Below are 17,702 nucleotides of genomic sequence, written 5' to 3'. Positions count from 1 at the left end.
ACGCTGGTCTCCATTGCAGATACCAGCTTGAATCACGATCACCGCGCCCGGTGAATCCCTTTTGTCAACACGCCCTAGGCTCGAAAGGCAGCCCTCGCCTTTGCGCCTCTCCTACCTCGACGTCCAGAAGTTGTAACGTGGAGGCATACTTATGGCAAAGCTTCAGGTACTGGCGCATCAGGACCAGCGTCGGGAACTGGCTACGACGACGGTACCAGATCATCAGGTCGAGGTTGCCCCGCGCGCTGTTGCAGTGTTTGCAGCATGTGACAATGTTCTCGGCGTCTGCACCGCCCCCTCGAGAACGTGGGATCAGGTGGTCCATTGTCAATTCGAGGCCGGAACCACAATGCATGCAGGCCGGACTGACGAGGAATGACTGAAAGAGATCCCGCTCCAGAGACGACAGGGTTTTCTCGCCACGCAGTAGTTTGTAGAAATTAGGGACCGCCATGTAATTCCGGCGTCGATGACCGACAGGCTGGCCTTGTCGTTGCGCAATACGCGTTGCAATGAGCCACGCGTAAGACCAATATACATGGTCCGCGACGGTCAGCTTTGGGCGTTTCCACTTGCTGTCCGGCCACTCCCACACCTGCATCTTACACCGCCGCCTTCACCGCGCCCACGATGTCGTTCACCACCCGGGTCAGCAGAGGTTCGTCCTCGCATTCGGCCATGACGCGGATCAGGGGTTCCGTCCCCGATTTGCGGATCAGCAGGCGGCCCTTGCCGGTCAGCTGTTCCTCGGCCGCGTTGATCGCCTTCCGCACGGCGGGGGATTTCAGCGGTTCCTGCCCGGCGGCATAGCGCACGTTCCTGAGCAGTTGCGGCACCCGGGCGAAGGTCTGCACCAGTTCCGATGCGGGCCGCCCGGTGCGGGCCATTTCCGCCAGGAACTGCAATCCCGCGATCAGCCCGTCGCCGGTGGTGGCATAGTCGGTCATCACGATATGGCCCGACTGTTCGCCGCCGAGGTTCCAGCCGCCCCGCCGCATCGCCTCGACCACATAGCGGTCGCCGACGGGCGTGCGTTCCAGCCGCAGGCCGCGGCCTTGCAGGAACCGTTCGAGGCCGAGGTTCGACATCACCGTCGCCACCAGCGTACCGCCGTTGAGCCGCCCCTCGTCCGCCCACCGCGCGGCGAACAGCGCCATGATCTGGTCGCCATCAGCCACGCGCCCGTTCTGGTCGAGGATCATCACCCGGTCCGCGTCGCCATCCAGCGCGATGCCCACATCGGCGCCATGGGCCACCACCGCCTCTGCCGCCGTCTGGGTATAGGTGGACCCGCAGCGGTCGTTGATGTTGAAGCCGTTGGGCGCCACGCCCACGGGGATCACCTCTGCCCCCAGTTCCCACAGCACCTCTGGCGCGGCGCGGTAGGCGGCGCCGTTGGCGCAGTCGATCACCACCTTCAGCCCCGACAGCCGCCCGCGCCCGGGGAAAGTGGTCTTGGCATATTCGACATAGCGGCCGCGGCCGTCCTCGATCCGTTTCGCGCGGCCGATGTCGCGCGGGGGGACAAGGGCGGCCTCGCCAGCAAGGATCGCCTCGATTTCCGCCTCGGCCTCGTCAGACAGTTTGAAACCGTCGGGGCCGAAGAACTTGATGCCGTTGTCTTCGGACGGGTTGTGGCTGGCGGAAATCATCACGCCCAGGTCCGCGCGCATGGATCGCGTCAGGAACCCCACCGCAGGCGTCGGCACCGGGCCCAACAGCAGCACGTTCATCCCCGTCGAGGTCAGCCCCGCCGTCAGCGCGTTTTCCAGCATGTAGCCCGACAGCCGCGTGTCCTTGCCGATGACGACGCGGTGCTGGTTCTGCCCCTCGCGCCGGAAATAGCGCCCGGCGGCGGCGCCGAGGCGCAGCGCCATTTCGGCGGTCATCGGATGGGTGTTGGCGGTGCCGCGCACCCCGTCGGTTCCGAACAGCTTGCGGCTCATGCGCCGGTATCCCCTTCGTTCACTGCCTGCCACAGCGCCAGCGCCTGGCGTGTTTCGGCCACGTCATGCACGCGCAGGATCTGCGCCCCCTGCGCCACCCCGGCCAGCGCCGTGGCGATGGATCCCGGCACCCGCGCCGGGGGATCGGCCACGCCCGCGACGGTGCCGATGAACCGCTTGCGCGAGGTGCCCAGAAGGACCGGACAGCCGAGCGCGTGGTACAGCGACAACCGCCGGATCAGGGCGAGGTTGTGCGCCACCGTCTTGCCGAAACCGATGCCGGGGTCCACCACGATCCGCGCGCGGGGAATGCCGGCGGCTTCCGCCTGCGCGACGCGGGCGGCCAGCATGTCGTAGACATCCAGCAGCACATCGTCATAGCGCGGATCGTCCTGCATCGTCTCCGGCGTGCCCTGCGCATGCATCAGGCAGATCGGTGTGCCGCTTTCCGCCGCAAGGCGCCCCATGCCGGGGTCATGCGACAGGGCGGACACATCGTTGAGCATATCCGCCCCCGCCGCCAGCGCCGCCCGGCCCACGGCGGCCTTGCGCGTGTCGATGGAAACGGGCAGGCGCAGCCCGCCGGCGCGCAGGGCGGCGATCAGGGGGGCGGTGCGGGCGGTTTCCTCATCCTCGGGCACCGGGGGGGCGCCGGGGCGGGTGGATTCGCCGCCGATGTCCAGCATGTCGGCCCCCGCCGCCGCCATCGCCCGCGCATGGGCCAGCGCGGCGCCGGGTGCGGCAAAGCGGCCGCCGTCGGAAAAGCTGTCGGGCGTGGTGTTCAGGATGCCCATCACCACCGGCCGGTCCAGCGCCAGCCCCGCCAGCGGGGTGCGGGGCGCGGTCAGCCGTGCGGCCACGTCCGGGGGCAGGGCGGCGGCGGGCAGGATCTCGGGCGGCTTGCCGCGTTGCAGGTGTTCCACCCGGTCGAACCAGCACCATCCCCCCGCCAGCGGCAGCGCGGCCGCGGGGCGGGCCGGGTCGGTCATGGGGATGGGGCGCCAATAGCTCATGCAGCGGGCAGCGGGGTGGGGCCGGTCATCGGCGGTCCTTCCGGGGCAACTTGATACGCGAACAGCCGAAAAGACCGCCTGCCGCAGAACCTAGGGGGCGTCCGGGGGGCTGGCAAGGCCCACGGCCCCGGCGCGTTCCACGGGTACGCGGCTTCCTGCCGGGACGGTTGCAGGCCCGTGAACGACCAGCCGGTCGGCGGCCAGATGTTCCGCGAGCCACAGCGCCAGCGCCAGCGGATCGGTGCCCTTGGGGCCGTCCACCGCATCCAGCACGACCTTGGACGGCGCCCAGACCACCATCTGCCCGTGCCGCATGGCCCAGTCGATTTCCGTGCGCGTGGCGACCACGATGCAGCGCGGGTCGCGGCCGGCCAGCACCCAGGCGTTCTGTTCGATGGCCAGCAGGTCGATGCGCCGTTGTGCGGGCCGCACGGCGCTGGCGGGGCGGGGGGTGTCGGGCAGGCCCACGGTCAGCACCACCGGCAGCCCGCGGCCCTGCAACGCATCCAGCCGCGCGGCAAGGTCGGGTGCGGCGATGGCGGCATTGTCCAGATGCACCACCAGCGGGTGCAGCGCATCGGCGCGGGCGTCCTGCGTGCGCACCGGCGCCGCCGCCCGCGACCGGGCGATTTCCACCCCCAATGCCCCCGGGCCCCGGTCCAGCTTTTCGATGCGGATGAAGATCCGCATCGCCTGCGGTTCGGCCAGGACCCGTTCGGCCACCCGTTCGGCCAGCGTTTCCAGCAGGTTCACCCGTTCGGCGGCCAGTTCGCCCGCGATCGCCTCGGCGATCCGGTCGTAGGACAGGATGCGGTCCACATCGTCGTCCAGCGGCGCGGGGGGCGGGCGCACCTCGACCACCACGTCGAAGCGCAGCCGCTGGCGGTGGCCGCGTTCCTGCTGAAACGCGCCGATTTCCGCCTCGACCACATGATCGCGCAGCGAGATGCGGTCGCGCGGGTCGGCGGGGGCGGTGGCCTCTGCCCGTTCCTCGGGATGGGCGAAGGCAAGGTGGATGTCGGTCGGCATGGGCTGTTCCGTCGTTGCGCGGGGCGATCATGGCCCGGCATCGTGACGGGCGTGCCGGCCCCCGCGCAACCGGGACCGGATGGCGATCCTTACTCCGAAGGCTTGCGATAGAACAGATGCGTTCCGATCTCTGCCGTGCGGGCGAAGGACCGCGACCAGCCGGGATTGACGGCGCGGGTGTGGAAATGCGTGGCCCCCCCGGTCAGCGCCCGCGCGCCGCCGTCCAGCATCAGCCGCGCGATCTTGCCCGCGCGTTCCCAGGCGTGGCGTTCGGCGATGACCTCTGGCCGGCCATCGCAGGCAAAGCTGAACTGGCAACTGCGGGACGACCCCTGGTTGACCACGCCGCAGATGCTGTCGGGGTAGCTGGGGGCATCGACGCGGTTCAGCACCACCTCTGCCACCGCGAACTGGCCCCGCAGGCTTTCCCCGCGCGCCTCGAAGTAGAGCGCCTGCGCCAGGCAGTGCCATTCCGGCCCGCCGCTGGCCTTGGGCAGGCCGTCGAGCCAGGCCGGATCATAGCGCAGGGCCGCGGCGTGCAGTCTGGGCCGCGCGGTCATGGCCTCGGCCAATGCCGCGCCGGCGGCGGGCGGGGCCGCGCTGGCCAGCAGGATGCGTTCCGGCGCGACACCGCGCAGGGCGGCGCGTTCGGCATTCAGCAGTTCCGCCAGCCGCCCGCCCGCCAGCGCCTGCGGGTCGTTGGACTGGCTGACCGTCACCTCGGCAAGTGCCGCCCCGGACAGGATGCACAGCATCAGGATGCCCTGCACCAGCAATCGTGGCATGCGCATATTTCGGTTCCCGGTTCCGTTCCGACATGCCGGCAAGGCGCGTTCAGCCCGCCGACAAGGCAGACCGCATAGCGAAAAAACCGATTTCCGTCCACTTTTATGACAGTTTTTTGGCGGTAAGGCCGTCGCCGCGCCCGCCCGCCGCCGCAGAATTTTTTCTATCCTGTTGAAATCAGGACGTTTCCTTGGCGGTGTCCCCGAGCCGATCGCGCAGCGCCAGATGCGCCGCCGCCAGCCGTGCCAGCGGTACACGATAAGGTGAACAGGACACGTAATCGAATCCCGCGCGCCGGCAGAAGGCGATTGATTCGGGGTTGCCGCCATGTTCGCCGCAGATCGACAGCGTCAGGTCCGGCCGCGCCCCCCGCCCGCGTTCCGCGCCGATCAGCAAAAGCTCCCCCACCCCGTCCACGTCGAGCATGTGGAACGGATCCTCGGGGAATACGCCCTGGCTGACATAGGCCGACATGAACCGCCCCGCATCGTCGCGCGACAGGCCGTAGGTCATCTGCGTCAGGTCGTTGGTGCCGAAGGACAGGAAAGCCACATGCTGCGCGATGTCCCCCGCCCGCAGCGCCGCGCGCGGGGTTTCGACCATCACGCCCAACCGGTAGGCGAAATCCGCCCCGCGTTTGGTGCGCACCTGCGCGGCGATGGAATCGATCCGGGTCTTGATCAGTTCCACCTCGCGCACGGCCGATACCAGCGGGATCATGATTTCCGGCACCACGATCACGCCCCGGCGGCCCACGGCGATCGTCGCCTCGAAGATCGCGCGGGCCTGCATCTCGTAGATTTCCGGCAGCACCACGCCAAGCCGCACGCCGCGCATGCCCAGCATCGGGTTGAACTCGGCCAGCGCCTCGGCCCGGCGGGTGATTTCCGACAGCGGGCGGTCCAGCGCCTCGGCCAGTTCGCGCAGCCCCTCGCGCGTGTGGGGCAGGAATTCGTGCAGCGGCGGGTCGAACAGGCGGATGCAGACCGGACGGCCCGCCATGATGTCGAACAGGTGGATGAAATCCGCGCGCTGCATCGGCAACAGACGGTCCAGCGCGGCGGCCCGGTCGGTGGCGGACCCGGCAAAGATCATCTCGCGCATGACGATCAGCCGGTCGGTTTCGAAGAACATGTGTTCCGTCCGGCAGAGCCCGATCCCCTCGGCCGAAAAGTCGCGCGCGGTTTCGGCATCGGCGGGCGTGTCGGCATTGGCGCGCACGCCGATGTCGCGGAATTCGTCGGCCCAGGACAGAAGCTTGCGGAAATCGCCGTCGAGCGCGGGGGCCAGCATCGCCGCCTCGCCCGCCAGCACGGCGCCCGCGGTGCCGTCCAGCGTGATGATGTCGCCCTCGCGGAACTTGCGCCCGTCATGCGCGATCAGGCAGCGGTCGCGCGGGTCGAACCGCAGCCCCGCCGCGCCCACGACGCAGGGCAGGCCGAGGCCGCGCGCGATCACCGCCGCATGGCTGGTCATGCCGCCGCGTTCGGTCAGCACGCCGGCGGCGGCATGCATGCCGCGGATGTCCTCGGGCGCGGTTTCGCGGCGCACGAGGATGCAGGGCTCGCCCCGCGCGGCGCTGGCCTGCGCCCCGGCGGACGAAAAGGTGATCCGCCCCACCGCCGCGCCGGGGCTGGCGGCGATGCCCGTGACCAGCACGTCGCGCCCGCCGCGCGGGTCCACCTGCGGGTGCAGCAGTTCCGACAGCGCGCGCGGCTCTACCCGCAGCACCGCCTCGTCCCGGCCGATGACGCCATCCTCGGCCAGCGCCACCGCGACCTTGAGCCCCGCGCGCGAGGACCGGGGGACGCGCACCGCATCCAGCACCGACAGCGCGCCGTTCTCGATGGTGAACTCGATCTGCATTTCCTCGCGCAGCCGGCTGCGGCAGGCGGCGCCATAGCGCAGCAGATCGGCGAACAGGCCGGGCGCGTGTTCCTCCAGCGAGGGCCCGCGCGGGTCGCGGGTGAGGTAGAGCGTGTCGGGCCCCTTGTCGAGCGCGTCGCGCCCGAGGCTTTGGGACAGATACCGCCCGGTGATCTGCCGCGTGCCCGTCACCGGATCGACGAACTGGATGACCCCCGACCCCGACACCCCCAGACCCATGCCAAGCGCCATCGCCTGCACGATCAGCCCCAACCCCGCATCCGCGGGCGCGCCCTTGGCCTGCCGCAGCAGGCGGGCGGTCGTGCCCTCCCATGCCCGCGCCATGGACCGCAGCGCCTGCGTCAGTTGCAGCGCGGGGTCCTGCGGGAAGGGCTCGTCGGTTTCCTGTTCATAGGCGCGCAGGGCGGCGCGCAGGGCCTCGGCCGAAGGCTCGGTGCCGTCGAACATGTCGGGGTCGAGCCGCGCGACATGGATCGCATAGGCCTGCACGAACCGCAGATAGAGCGCATCCGCCGCCGCCTGGCCGTGGGTTTCGGCCAGCTGCCGGTGGCGTTCGTCGTTCAGCCCGATGTTGAGCATCGTCCCCGGCCCGCCCCAGTCGGGGTTTTCCGGGCTCGGCCGGATCGACACCAGAGGGCCGGGCCCGAAGGCGGCAAGGATCGCCGCCGCATCGGGCCGGTGCCCCGCGGCGATCGCGCGCACGGCGGCAAAGGGCAGCGCCACCGTGCGCGGCACCGGCAGGTCGAGGCGGATCAGCCGTTGCAGACATTTCGCCCGCCAGCCATGCGAGGCGGTGGCGATGCGGGCGGCGGGGGTGACTTCGGCGTGCTCGGCGAACTCGGGGTGTTTCTGCACTGCGGCGATCCTTGCTGCTGGCGCAAGCATAATCCCCTTGGGCCGCCGCGCAAGGGCGAAGGGCGCGCCGGGGCGCTGCCCCGGACCCCGGAGTATTTGGGGCAAGATGAAGCCATGGGCTCTTCTTGAGGGACGGCGACTCCCTCTTCATTTTCTGTCCCTAAATATCCCCGGGGGCGCCGGATGGTGCGCCACTGGTTCGAGAACCAGCCGGCGCGGGGCTGGCCCCCGGCGCTGACCTCTCCGCCGGCCACCCGGCCGGGCGGCTTGAAGCCCGCGCGCCCAGGGCCTACTGTCCGCCCCGCAACGCAGGAGGCGCGCATGGCCGGAAACCGCAGCATCTTCGAGGACGTGGGCGACAAGGCCCCCCGCCCCCCCGCCCCGCAGGGCGGGCTGATCGACCGCGGCACGGGCGGCGCACGCCGCGCGATCCGGGTCTGGCTGGCGGTGCTGTTCGTGCTGGTGGTGGCGATGATCCTCGTGGGCGGCGCCACGCGGCTGACGGATTCGGGCCTGTCGATCACCGAATGGCGCCCTGTCACCGGTGCGCTGCCGCCGATGACGGACACCGACTGGCAGGCGGAATTCGACAAGTACCGCCAGATCCCGCAATACCAGCTGGTCAACAAGGGCATGAGCCTTGCGGAGTTCAAGTTCATCTACTGGTGGGAATGGGGCCACCGGCAGCTGGGGCGGCTGATCGGGCTCGTCTGGGCCGTGGGTTTCCTCGGCTTTCTGCTGGCGCGCAAGATCCCCACGGGCTGGACGGGGCGGCTGTTCGGCATCGGCGTTCTGGGGGGGCTGCAAGGCGCCATCGGCTGGTGGATGGTGGCCTCGGGCCTCAGCGGGCAGATGACGGCCGTCGCCTCCTACCGGCTGGCGGCGCATCTGGGGCTTGCCTTCGTCATCCTCGGGCTGATCGCCTGGTATGTCTTTTCGCTCGGCCGGTCGGAAACGCAACTGATGCAGGCCCGCCGGGGGCGCGAGGCCAAGCTGTTCTCGATGTCCACGGGGCTGATGCATTTCGCCTTCCTGCAAATTCTTCTGGGCGCGCTGGTCGCGGGCATCGACGCGGGCCGCGCCTTTCCCACCTGGCCCGACATGAATGGCGAGTTCTTCCCGTCGAACGCGCTTTATATCCCCGATGGCGGGGCGGTCTGGCGGGCGTTCTTCGAGAACCCCGGGATGGTGCAGTTCATCCACCGGATGGCGGGATACCTGCTGTTCGCCTTCGGCATCGTGGCCTGGCTGCGCGGGCGGCGGTCGGCGCATCTGGCGACGCGGCGGGCCTTCGACTGGATGATGGTGCTCCTGTTCGGGCAGGTGGTTCTGGGCATCGCCACGGTGCTGACGGCGGCGCAACTGCACACGGCGCTGACGCATCAGCTGGGTGCGGTCGTGGTCTGGGTGCTGATCATCCGTGCGCGGCATCTGGCGCAATATCCCCGTGCCGGGTCGATCCGGGCGGGCACGGCATGAGCGCCTATGACACCCTGATGGCCTTCCAGCGCGAGACGGAGGCGCTGGCGCAGGTCGCGGGCCGTCTCGGCTGGGACCAGGAAACCATGATGCCGCGCGGGGCCGCCGGACAGCGGGCAGAGGAAATGGCGGCGCTGGAAGGCGTGCTGCATGCGCGGCGCACCGATCCGCGGATGGGTGAATGGCTGGCGGCGGCGGTGCCCGCCGACGATGCGGCGGCGGCGCAACTGCGCCTGATCGCCCGGGCGCATGCGCGCGCGGCCAGGGTGCCCGCGCGACTGGCGCAGGATCTGGCGCGCACCACCAGCCTTGCGCAGGGCATCTGGGCCGAGGCACGGGCGCGCGATGACGTGGCGCATTTCCTGCCGGTTCTGGCGCAGGTGATCGCCCTGAGGCGCGAAGAGGCCGCGGCGCTGGCCGAGGGCACGGGGCGCAGTCTTTATGACGCGGTGCTGGACGACTACGAACCGGGGGCGAGTGCGGAAGGCATCGGCGCGATGTTCGCCCGCATGCGCCCGCGGCTGGTGTCGCTGCGCGAACGCATCCTGGGCAGGCCCGCGCCCGCCGCGCTGGAGGGGCATTTCCCCGCCGCCGCGCAGATGGCCATCGCGCGCGATCTGGCAACCGGTTTCGGCTATGACTGGGGGCGGGGGCGGCTGGATCTTGCGGTGCATCCGTTTTCGTCCGGCGCCGCCCATGACGTGCGCATCACCACGCGGGTGGACGAGGCAGACCCCTTCAACTGCTTCTATTCCACCATCCACGAGGTTGGCCATGCGACCTATGAACAGCAGGTGGACCCGGCCTTCGCCCTGACCCCGGCGGGTGCGGGGGCCTCGATGGGCGTGCATGAAAGCCAGAGCCGGATCTATGAAAACCAGCTCGGCCGGTCGCGCGCCTTTACCGGCTGGCTGTTCGGGCGGATGCAGGCGGCCTTTCCGGGCATGCGGCCGGGCGATGCCGATGCCTTCTACGCCGCCGTCAACCGGGTGCGCGCGGGCCATATCCGTACCGAGGCGGACGAGGTGCATTATAACCTGCACATCATGCTGCGCTTTGATCTGGAACGCGCGCTGATCGCGGGCGATCTGATGCCCGGCGATCTGGAAGCCGCGTGGAACGACCGTTTCGCCGCCGATTTCGGCGTGGCGGTGGACAGGCCCAGCCACGGGGTGTTGCAGGATGTGCACTGGTCGGTGGGGCTGTTCGGCTATTTCCCCACCTATACGCTCGGCAATGTCTATGCCGGTTGCCTGCATGCGGCGCTGCGCCGGGATGTGCCGGATCTGGATGCCGCGCTGGCGGCGGGCGACCCGTCGCCCGCGACGCGCTGGCTGGCCGACCGCCTGCAACGCCACGGCAGCCGCTACCTGCCGGCGGAAACCATCGCTCGCGCCTGCGGCGGCGCGGCGCCGACCGAAGGCCCGCTGCTGGACTATCTGGAGGCGAAGTTCGGCGCGCTTTACGGGCTGTGAGCGCCCGCCCCGCGCCGCGCCGCCCGGGCCATGGTCGGGGGCTTGGCTCAGGCCAGATGGTCGCGGAAGGCGGTGATCACGCGGGCATAGACGTCGCGCTTGAAGGGGACGATGGCGTCCAGCATCTCGTCCGCCCCGATCCAGCGCCATTGCGCGAATTCGGGATGTTCGGTCTCGATGCGGATCTGGTCGTCCCGGCCCAGGAAGCGGAACAGATACCAGCGTTGCTTTTGCCCGCGGTAGCGCCCGCCCCAGACCTTGCCCATCAGTTCCGGCGGCAGGTCGTAGGTCAGCCAGTCGGGGGTCCTGGCGACGAATTCCACCAGATCCGGCGTGACCCCGGTTTCCTCGTGCAATTCGCGCAGGGCGGCGGCGCGGGGTTTTTCGCCCGCGTCGATGCCCCCTTGCGGCATCTGCCATGCGGGGGCATCGGAATCGATCCGCTGGCCGGCGAACACCAGCCCGCGGGGGTCGATCAGCATCACGCCCACGCAGGGGCGGTAGGGCCGGTTTTCCATCCTATTTCTGCGCGATGGCGCCAAGGCCGCGCAGGATGTCCACCGCATAGGCCAGCTGGTAATCCTCTTCGCGCAGGCGGGCGGCGGCTTCGGCGCGAGCGGTTTCTTCTTCCAGCAGGCGCTTTTCGTCCTCGGTCATCGAATCGTTGGTCAGGCTGCCGCGCAGCGCCGCCTCGGACCGTTCGCGGATGGCCGCTGCGGTTTCGTCGGCGGGTTCTTCCGTCTGCGGGCGGCGGGGGGGCTGCTGGACCACGATGTCGGGCGCCACGCCGAGCGCCTGGATCGACCGGCCCGAGGGCAGGTAATACCGCGCCGTGGTCAGCTGCATCGCGCCGTCGCCGCGCAGCTGGATGATGCTTTGCGCCGTGCCCTTGCCGAAGCTGCGGGTGCCCACGATGATCGCGCGGCGGTGATCCTGCAACGCGCCCGACACGATTTCAGAGGCCGAGGCGGAACCGCTGTTGATCAGCACCACCATCGGCTTGCCGCCGGTCACGTCGCCGGGGGTGGCCATGTGGCGTTCGGTCTGCTGCGGGGTACGGCCGCGCAGGGTGGTGATTTCCCCGCCTTCCAGGAAGGCGTCGGCGACCGCCACCGCGGCCTCGACCTTGCCGCCGGGGTTGTTGCGCAGGTCGAGGATGACGCCGCCGATGTTTTCCCATCCGCCGGCCTCGTCCACGACTTTCTTGAGGCCGGTCTCGATATTGGGCCAGGTCTGGTCGGTGAACTGGGTGGCGCGGATGACGACGGCCTCGCCCTCCATCCGCACGCGGGCGGCGACGGTCTTGATCGTCTCGCGGATGATGGACACGTCGAAGGGGTTGTCGACGCCCTTGCGCACCACGGTGATGATGACTTCGGACCCCACGGGGCCGCGCATCATCTCGACCGCCTGGTCGAGCGTCAGGCCCGCCACCGATTCGCCGTTCACATGGGTGATGAAGTCGCCCGCCTCGATCCCCGCGGCGTCGGCCGGGGTGCCCTCGATGGGCGAGATGACCTTGACGAAGCCCTCTTCCTGCGTGACCTCGATCCCGAGGCCGCTGAATTCGCCCCGCGTCGTGGTCTGCACGTCGCTGAAATCCTTGGGCGGCAGATAACGCGAATGCGGGTCGAGCGAGGTGAGCATGCCGTTGATCGCCGCCTCGATCAGGTCGGCGGGTTTCACCTCTTCGACATACTGGGCGCGGATGCGTTCGAAGATGTCGCCGAACAGGTCGAGTTGCTGGTAGACCGAGGCCTCGCGCATCTTTTCCTGCGCCAGCAGCGGGCCTGCCAGCTGCGTCGAGACCGCGGCGCCCACCACAGTGCCGCAGAGCGCGGCCAAAACGAATTTCCTCATCGTCCCGTCCTATTCCTTCGTCCCGATGAACCAGGCCGCCGGGTCCACCGGCTCCGCGCCCTGTCGCAGTTCCATATAGAGCGTTTCCGAGCCGCCCGCGCCAGCCCCCTCGCGCAGATCCTCGCCGATGGACGGATCGCCGGGGTCGCGGCCCGGCATCAGCCCGAGCGGTGCGCCCTGTTCGATCACTTCGCCAACCTCGCCGAAAACGGTGCCGAGTCCCGCCAGGATCAACAGATACCCCGCCCCGGGTTCGAGTATCATCACGTTTCCGTAGTCGAGCAGCGGGCCGCGATAGCGGATCGTCGCGGGCCAGGGCGCCGTGACCAGCGCCTGGGGCCGGGTGGCGATGACAAGGCCGGGGCGCACGATCCCGGCGGCATCGGCCTCGCCGGCCGCGCGCAGGACGCTGCCGACCACGGGCAGGGGCAGGCGGCCCTGCGCCTCTTCGAAATCGGGCATGCCCTCGGCCCCGCCGGTATCGGGCGGCAGGCTGATCGCGAAGGCGTCGAGCGTTTCGGCATTGGCGACCAGCGCCGCCAGCTGTTCGGGGTTCTCGATGAAACGGCGCGGCGGCGGGGTGCGCGCGGCAAGCGCCTGGCTCAGCGCCGTGCGGGCGGCCTGAGCGGCGTCGAGCCCGCGGCCGAGCGTCGTCACGGCCTCTTCCTGCAAGGCGCGCAGGGTGGCGACCTCTTCCAGTTCGCGGCGCAGGGTCGATGCCTCGGCTTGCAGGGCGGGCGTGACCTCGGTCAGCATCATCCCCGACCGCGCGGTGCCCAGAGGCCCCGCCGGATGCAGCAGCAAAAGCGGCCCCGGGTCGGTCTGCATCCCCGACAGCACGCCCAGCAACTGCGCCACGCGGTCGCGCTTGGCCTCGAACCGCAGCGCCAGCGCGGCCTCGCGCACCGTCACCTGCCGCAGGGCGGCGCGCAGGGCGGACAGCCCTTCCTCGTAGGCGGTGATGGTGCGGGTCAGCGCGCCGACCTCTGCCTTGCCGCCGCCCGAGGATTCCAGCGCGGCGATGGCGGATTGCAGCGCGGCGGATGCCGTGCGGGCGCGGGTGGCCACATCCTCCTGCGCGGCGGCGGGGGCGGCCAGCAGCAGCAGGGACAGGATGGCCGCGCGCAGGGTCATGCGGTGATCAGGCTCTGCCCGGTCATCTCTGCCGGTTGCTGAAGGCCCATCAGCGCCAGCAGCGTGGGCGCGACATCGGCCAGCCGCCCGTCGCGCAGCCGCGCGGCCGCGGGCCCGCCGATCAGCGCCACCGGCACCGGGTTGATGGTATGCGCGGTATGAGGGCCGCCGGTCGCGGGATCCACCATCACCTCGCAATTGCCGTGGTCGGCGGTCAGCAGCATCGCGCCCCCTGCCGCCCGCAGCGCCTCCAGCGCCCGGCCGAGCCCGCGGTCCACCGCCTCGCAGGCGGTGATGGCGGCGGGCAGGCTGCCGGTATGGCCCACCATGTCTGGGTTGGCGAAGTTCACCACGATCAGGTCGTACCCCTCGCCAATCGCCGCGACCAACCGGCCGGCCACCTCGTCCGCCGCCATCTCGGGGGCAAGGTCATAGGTCGCCACCTTGGGCGAGGGGGCCATGTAGCGGTCCTCGCCTGCCTCGGGCGTTTCTTTCCCGCCGTTCAGGAAGAAGGTGACATGGGGGTATTTCTCGGTCTCGGCCAGCCGGAACTGCCGCAGCCCGTGCCCCGCGACCCAGGCGCCGAGCGTGTTCGTGATGGTCTGTTTCGGAAAGACCGCGGTCATGAAACGGTCGTGGTCGGCGGAATAGTCGACCATGCCCAGAAGGGCGGCCCATTCCGGGCGGGGGCCGGTGTCGAAGGCGGCAAAGCCGGGATCGCCGATGGCCGACAGGATTTCCCGCGCGCGGTCGGCGCGGAAGTTGAGGCAGAAGAAACCGTCGCCGTCCCTTGCCCCGGTGTAGCCCGCGATGACGGTGGGGGCGATGAATTCATCCGTTTCCCCCCGCACGGTGGCGGCGGCGACGGCATAGGCGGGGCTGGCCGCGGTTTCGCCGATGGCGCGGACCATGGCGTCATAGGCGCGCTGGACCCGTTCCCACCGGTTGTCGCGATCCATCGCCCAGTAGCGGCCTACCACGGTGCCCACCCGCGCGCCTTCTGGCAGGCCCGCCGCCAGTTCGGGGATGAAACTGGTGGCCGAAGTGGGGGCGACGTCGCGCCCGTCGGTCACGGCATGGATCACCACCGGCACGCCCGCCCCCGCCACCGCCCGCGCGGCGGCCAGCACATGGGCGATATGGCCGTGCACCCCGCCATCCGACACCACGCCCATCAGATGCGCGGTGCCCCCGGTTGCCTTCAGCCGGTCGACGAAGGCCAGCAGGCGGGGGTTGGCGGCAAAGCTGCCGTCCTCGATGGCAAGGTCGATCTGGCCCAGATCCATCGCCACCACGCGCCCCGCGCCGATATTGGTGTGGCCGACCTCGGAATTGCCCATCTGCCCGGTGGGCAGGCCCACATCGGGGCCGTGGGTGGTCAGGGTCGCATGCGGGCATTCCGCCATCACCGCGTCGAACACCGGGGTATGCGCCAGCGCGGGGGCATTCGCCCGCGTGTCGGGCGACAGGCCCCAGCCGTCGAGAATGCACAGGACCACGGGTTTCGGGGTGGGCATGGGGGACTCCGGCGCTGCGTCTGGCCTTATCTATGCAAGGCGGGGCGCAGGGGCAACGGCCCTTTCGCCGTCCCCTGCAAGCGGGACGGACAGCCCCGCCGCGCCCCGCTAGGCAGGGCGCATATCACCGTCAGGAGGCGCGCATGCTGATCACACTGGGCTTTTACAAGCGCAAGCCGGGGCTGAGCCACGAGGAATTCTGCCGCATCTGGTCGGAAGTCTACGGGCCGCTCTACAATCACCCCGAGGTCACGCGCTATCTGCGCCGCTATGTCCAGCACCGGCTGGTGCCGCAGACCGATTTCCCCACCCAGTTCGTGGGCTATGACGGCTTTTCCGAAAGCTGGTTCGACAGCGCCGAGGACCGCAAGGCCCTGCACGCGACGGACTACGCCAAGACGCATCTCAAGCCGATGATGGCGGAATTCCTGGATCTGGAGAATTCGAACTTCGCCGCCTACGACAGCCAAGTCTATCAGGTGGGCGGCGCGCCGCCCCTGTTTGCGCGCTGACGCGGGCGGATAGGGCGGTGCCGGGGGCCAGCCCCGCGCCGGCTGGTTCTCGAACCAGTGGCGCACCATCCGGCGCCCCCGGGATATTTATGGACAGAAAGTGAAGGCAGGCACCGCGCCCCGGGGAACCGGGCGCGGCGTTTTCGTTTGTGTCACAGGTGCTTGCGGTAGAAGGTCGCCAGCCGTCCCACCGCGCGGGCGACGGGTTCGGGGCGGTCGTAGAGGTCGTAATGCGTCGCCCCCGGGATCACGAACAGGTCCTTTTCGCCCTTCACCCGGTCGTAAAGATCCCGGCCCTCCTGCATCGAGCCGAAAGCGCCCGGCACATCGCCGGTGACGATCTGGATCGGCTGGACCAGCAGGTCCTCGACCAGGTGGAAGGCGTCGAAGGCCAGCACATTGGCAAGGCTGGTGAAGCGCAGGCGGTTCGGCGCGCAGGGGTTCCGGCCGCGCGGGGTGCGGTAATAGTCCACCGCCTCGACCAGATCGACATCCTCGACCCCGGCTGCCTTGCGGTCCTCCACGCTGTCGGGGATCCAGGTGGTGATCAGCGGGGTCGCGCCGCGGGCCTCGGCGGTGCGCTGCTTGCCGATGTTGTCGAGCATCGCCGCCGCGCCGTAGGAACGGTAGAGCCGCCCGATATTCGCCGCCACCACCGTGCCGACGGCGCGGATGCGGTGTTCGGTCATCGCCGCGTTCACCGCATAGCCGCCCCCGGCGCAGACCCCCAGCACGCCGATGCGGGCCTCGTCCACGTAGGGCAGGGTCATCAGGTAGTCGACGGCGCAGCGGACATCCTCGACCCGGGTGGCGGGATCCTCGACATAGCGCGGCTCGCCGCCGCTTTCGCCCTGGAACGAGGCGTCGAAGGCGATGGCGACGAAGCCCTCTGCGGCCAGCCTTTCGGCATAGATCCCGGCGGTCTGGCCCTTGCAGCTGCTGCCGGGGTGGACGCAGACGAGGGCGGCATAGGTCTGGGCGGGGTCGAAGTCCGCGGGCAGGTGGAGGTTCGCGGCCACGTCCCAGGTGCGGTTCCTGAAGGTCACGGGTTTCATGTCACTCTCCTTGGCTGATGTGCAGCAAGGTAGCGTGCGGCGATCATTCCGATTAGATGGTGGAATGCGCATGCGGTGATAAGGTGGTCTTATGAATGCCGGCGAGAACCTGAAAGACCTGAACGCCTTCGTGCTGGTGGCCGGGGAAGGCAGCTTCACCCGCGCCGCCGCGCGGCTCGGCGTGTCGCAATCGGCGCTGAGCCAGACCATCCGGGGGCTGGAGGCGCGGCTGGGCCTGCGGCTTCTGGCGCGCACCACCCGCAGCGTGGCGCCGACCGAGGCGGGCGAGCGTCTGCTGGCGCTGGTCGCCCCGGCGCTGCGGGAAATCGACGAGGGGCTGGTGCGGCTGACGGAACTGAGGGAAAGGCCGGCGGGGACGGTGCGCATCTCTGCCGACGAATTCGCGGTGCAGCATGTGCTGTGGCCCGCGCTGGCGCGGTTCCTGACGGATTACCCGGATATCCATGTCGAACTGACCACCGATTACGGCCTGACCGATATCGTCAGCGAACGCTATGACGCCGGGGTGCGGCGCGGGCGGCTGGTGTCGCAGGACATGATCGCGGTGCCGATCGGGCCCGACATCGGCATGGCCGTGGTCGGGGCGCCTGCCTGGTTCGCCCGCCACCCCCGCCCGCGCGCGCCGCAGGACCTGACGGCGCAGTCCTGCATCAACCTGCGGCTGCCCACGCATGGCGGCTTCTTCGCCTGGACCTTCTGCAAGGGCGGGCGGAAACAGCGGGTGCGGGTGCAGGGGCAACTGGTGTTCAACAGCCTGTCGGTGGTGCTGGAGGCGGCGCTGGCGGGGTTCGGGCTGGCCTATGTGCCGCAGGCGCTCGTCGCGCCGCATCTGGACGCGGGAAGGCTGGTCGAGGTGCTGGCCGACTGGCGCCAGACGTTCGAGGGCTATCACCTCTATTACCCCAACCGCCGCCACGCCTCGCCCGCCTTCGCGCTGCTGGTCGAGGCGTTGCGCTATCGCGGGTAGGGGGGCAGCAACGCCGCCGGGCCGGGCGGGAAAAGGAAACGCACTGCGTTTCCCCCGCCCGTTCGCGCGGCGGTGCCAATAGGGACGGAGATGCCGGGAATACCGGAAAGGCCAGCGCCTGCCCCGGCGGGCGAGAAGCGCCCGCCATGGGCGGGGCGGGCGCTGG

At 69.9% G+C, this 17,702-nt stretch carries 15 protein-coding genes; 4 read left to right on the top strand and 11 right to left on the bottom strand.

What is annotated here, in order from left to right; all coding sequences use genetic code 11:
- Positions 1-64: 64 nt before the first annotated feature.
- From RGD00_RS21295 to RGD00_RS21270, 6 genes are all read right to left on the bottom strand, one after another.
- The gene (locus tag RGD00_RS21295) at positions 65-601 is read right to left on the bottom strand and encodes an HNH endonuclease (protein WP_310459257.1); all 537 of its coding nucleotides are present in this window, start codon (positions 599-601) and stop codon (positions 65-67) included.
- Between the two features lies 1 nt (position 602).
- Positions 603-1,946, bottom strand: coding sequence for a phosphoglucosamine mutase (gene glmM / locus RGD00_RS21290; protein WP_310459256.1), 1,344 nt, complete (start codon positions 1,944-1,946; stop codon positions 603-605).
- Positions 1,943-2,959 carry a dihydropteroate synthase gene (gene folP / locus RGD00_RS21285; RefSeq protein ID WP_310459255.1) on the bottom strand — a complete coding sequence of 339 codons (1,017 nt, stop codon included), beginning with the start codon at positions 2,957-2,959 and terminating at the stop codon, positions 1,943-1,945. Before folP ends, glmM begins: the two co-directional genes overlap by 4 nt.
- A gap of 90 nt (positions 2,960-3,049) precedes the next feature.
- The gene (locus RGD00_RS21280; RefSeq protein WP_310459254.1) at positions 3,050-3,988 is read right to left on the bottom strand and encodes a dihydroneopterin aldolase; all 939 of its coding nucleotides are present in this window, start codon (positions 3,986-3,988) and stop codon (positions 3,050-3,052) included.
- Between the two features lie 89 nt (positions 3,989-4,077).
- Positions 4,078-4,779 carry a cell wall hydrolase gene (locus RGD00_RS21275; protein WP_310459253.1) on the bottom strand — a complete coding sequence of 234 codons (702 nt, stop codon included), beginning with the start codon at positions 4,777-4,779 and terminating at the stop codon, positions 4,078-4,080.
- A 172-nt stretch (positions 4,780-4,951) separates the two neighbouring features.
- Entirely contained in the window at positions 4,952-7,516 is a 2,565-nt protein-coding gene (locus RGD00_RS21270) for a putative PEP-binding protein (RefSeq protein ID WP_425603444.1), read from the bottom strand.
- Between the two features lie 321 nt (positions 7,517-7,837).
- Between RGD00_RS21270 and ctaA the strand changes: the two genes are divergently transcribed.
- Together ctaA and RGD00_RS21260 are read left to right on the top strand one after the other, a co-directional pair.
- A complete protein-coding gene (gene ctaA / locus RGD00_RS21265) occupies positions 7,838-8,995 on the top strand; it encodes a heme A synthase (RefSeq protein ID WP_310459251.1) in 1,158 nt (385 codons plus the stop codon).
- Positions 8,992-10,470, top strand: coding sequence for a carboxypeptidase M32 (locus RGD00_RS21260; RefSeq protein WP_310459250.1), 1,479 nt, complete (start codon positions 8,992-8,994; stop codon positions 10,468-10,470). Before ctaA ends, RGD00_RS21260 begins: the two co-directional genes overlap by 4 nt.
- A gap of 47 nt (positions 10,471-10,517) precedes the next feature.
- Here RGD00_RS21260 and RGD00_RS21255 read toward each other — a convergent pair whose 3' ends face one another.
- The 4 genes from RGD00_RS21255 to gpmI are packed head-to-tail and all read right to left on the bottom strand — an operon-like array spanning position 10,518 to position 14,981.
- Positions 10,518-10,988 carry an RNA pyrophosphohydrolase gene (locus RGD00_RS21255; RefSeq protein ID WP_310459249.1) on the bottom strand — a complete coding sequence of 157 codons (471 nt, stop codon included), beginning with the start codon at positions 10,986-10,988 and terminating at the stop codon, positions 10,518-10,520.
- A 1-nt stretch (position 10,989) separates the two neighbouring features.
- Positions 10,990-12,330: a S41 family peptidase gene (locus RGD00_RS21250; protein ID WP_310459248.1), complete on the bottom strand. Its 1,341-nt coding sequence runs from the start codon at positions 12,328-12,330 to the stop codon at positions 10,990-10,992.
- Positions 12,331-12,339: 9 nt separating this feature from the next.
- The gene (locus RGD00_RS21245) at positions 12,340-13,464 is read right to left on the bottom strand and encodes a murein hydrolase activator EnvC family protein (RefSeq protein WP_310459247.1); all 1,125 of its coding nucleotides are present in this window, start codon (positions 13,462-13,464) and stop codon (positions 12,340-12,342) included.
- A complete protein-coding gene (gene gpmI / locus RGD00_RS21240) occupies positions 13,461-14,981 on the bottom strand; it encodes a 2,3-bisphosphoglycerate-independent phosphoglycerate mutase (RefSeq protein ID WP_310459246.1) in 1,521 nt (506 codons plus the stop codon). The genes RGD00_RS21245 and gpmI overlap by 4 nt, the downstream gene beginning before the upstream one ends.
- A 143-nt stretch (positions 14,982-15,124) precedes the next feature.
- Here gpmI and RGD00_RS21235 point away from each other — a divergent pair, with 143 nt between their 5' ends.
- Positions 15,125-15,493 (top strand): EthD domain-containing protein, encoded by a 369-nt coding sequence (locus RGD00_RS21235; protein WP_310459245.1) that lies wholly within the window; start codon positions 15,125-15,127, stop codon positions 15,491-15,493.
- Between the two features lie 152 nt (positions 15,494-15,645).
- On the opposite strand, the gene RGD00_RS21230 is transcribed toward RGD00_RS21235, so the two are convergent.
- Positions 15,646-16,548: an alpha/beta hydrolase gene (locus tag RGD00_RS21230; protein WP_310459244.1), complete on the bottom strand. Its 903-nt coding sequence runs from the start codon at positions 16,546-16,548 to the stop codon at positions 15,646-15,648.
- 91 nt (positions 16,549-16,639) lie between these two features.
- On the opposite strand from RGD00_RS21230, the gene RGD00_RS21225 reads away from it, so the two are divergent.
- On the top strand, positions 16,640-17,536 hold the full coding sequence (locus RGD00_RS21225; RefSeq protein WP_310459243.1) for a LysR family transcriptional regulator: 897 nt from the start codon (positions 16,640-16,642) through the stop codon (positions 17,534-17,536).
- Positions 17,537-17,702: the final 166 nt, after the last annotated feature.

It is taken from the genome of Ruixingdingia sedimenti (assembly GCF_031432425.1).
Lineage (GTDB): Bacteria > Pseudomonadota > Alphaproteobacteria > Rhodobacterales > Rhodobacteraceae > Ruixingdingia > Ruixingdingia sedimenti.
The sequence above is the reverse complement of the archived record's forward strand: the minus strand, read 5'-3'. Positions and strand labels throughout refer to the sequence as shown.

Bases quoted from the DNA above. Each gene is read 5' to 3' on its own strand.
- RGD00_RS21225 (WP_310459243.1), top strand. From the start codon at position 16,640: ATGAATGCCGGCGAGAACCTGAAAGACCTGAACGCCTTCGTGCTGGTG.
- RGD00_RS21250 (WP_310459248.1), bottom strand. From the start codon at position 12,330: ATGAGGAAATTCGTTTTGGCCGCGCTCTGCGGCACTGTGGTGGGCGCC.
- RGD00_RS21280 (WP_310459254.1), bottom strand. From the start codon at position 3,988: ATGCCGACCGACATCCACCTTGCCTTCGCCCATCCCGAGGAACGGGCA.
- ctaA (WP_310459251.1), top strand. From the start codon at position 7,838: ATGGCCGGAAACCGCAGCATCTTCGAGGACGTGGGCGACAAGGCCCCC.
- glmM (WP_310459256.1), bottom strand. From the start codon at position 1,946: ATGAGCCGCAAGCTGTTCGGAACCGACGGGGTGCGCGGCACCGCCAAC.
- RGD00_RS21275 (WP_310459253.1), bottom strand. From the start codon at position 4,779: ATGCGCATGCCACGATTGCTGGTGCAGGGCATCCTGATGCTGTGCATC.
- folP (WP_310459255.1), bottom strand. From the start codon at position 2,959: ATGAGCTATTGGCGCCCCATCCCCATGACCGACCCGGCCCGCCCCGCG.
- RGD00_RS21295 (WP_310459257.1), bottom strand. From the start codon at position 601: ATGCAGGTGTGGGAGTGGCCGGACAGCAAGTGGAAACGCCCAAAGCTG.
- RGD00_RS21260 (WP_310459250.1), top strand. From the start codon at position 8,992: ATGAGCGCCTATGACACCCTGATGGCCTTCCAGCGCGAGACGGAGGCG.
- RGD00_RS21245 (WP_310459247.1), bottom strand. From the start codon at position 13,464: ATGACCCTGCGCGCGGCCATCCTGTCCCTGCTGCTGCTGGCCGCCCCC.
- RGD00_RS21235 (WP_310459245.1), top strand. From the start codon at position 15,125: ATGCTGATCACACTGGGCTTTTACAAGCGCAAGCCGGGGCTGAGCCAC.
- RGD00_RS21255 (WP_310459249.1), bottom strand. From the start codon at position 10,988: ATGGAAAACCGGCCCTACCGCCCCTGCGTGGGCGTGATGCTGATCGAC.
- RGD00_RS21230 (WP_310459244.1), bottom strand. From the start codon at position 16,548: ATGAAACCCGTGACCTTCAGGAACCGCACCTGGGACGTGGCCGCGAAC.
- gpmI (WP_310459246.1), bottom strand. From the start codon at position 14,981: ATGCCCACCCCGAAACCCGTGGTCCTGTGCATTCTCGACGGCTGGGGC.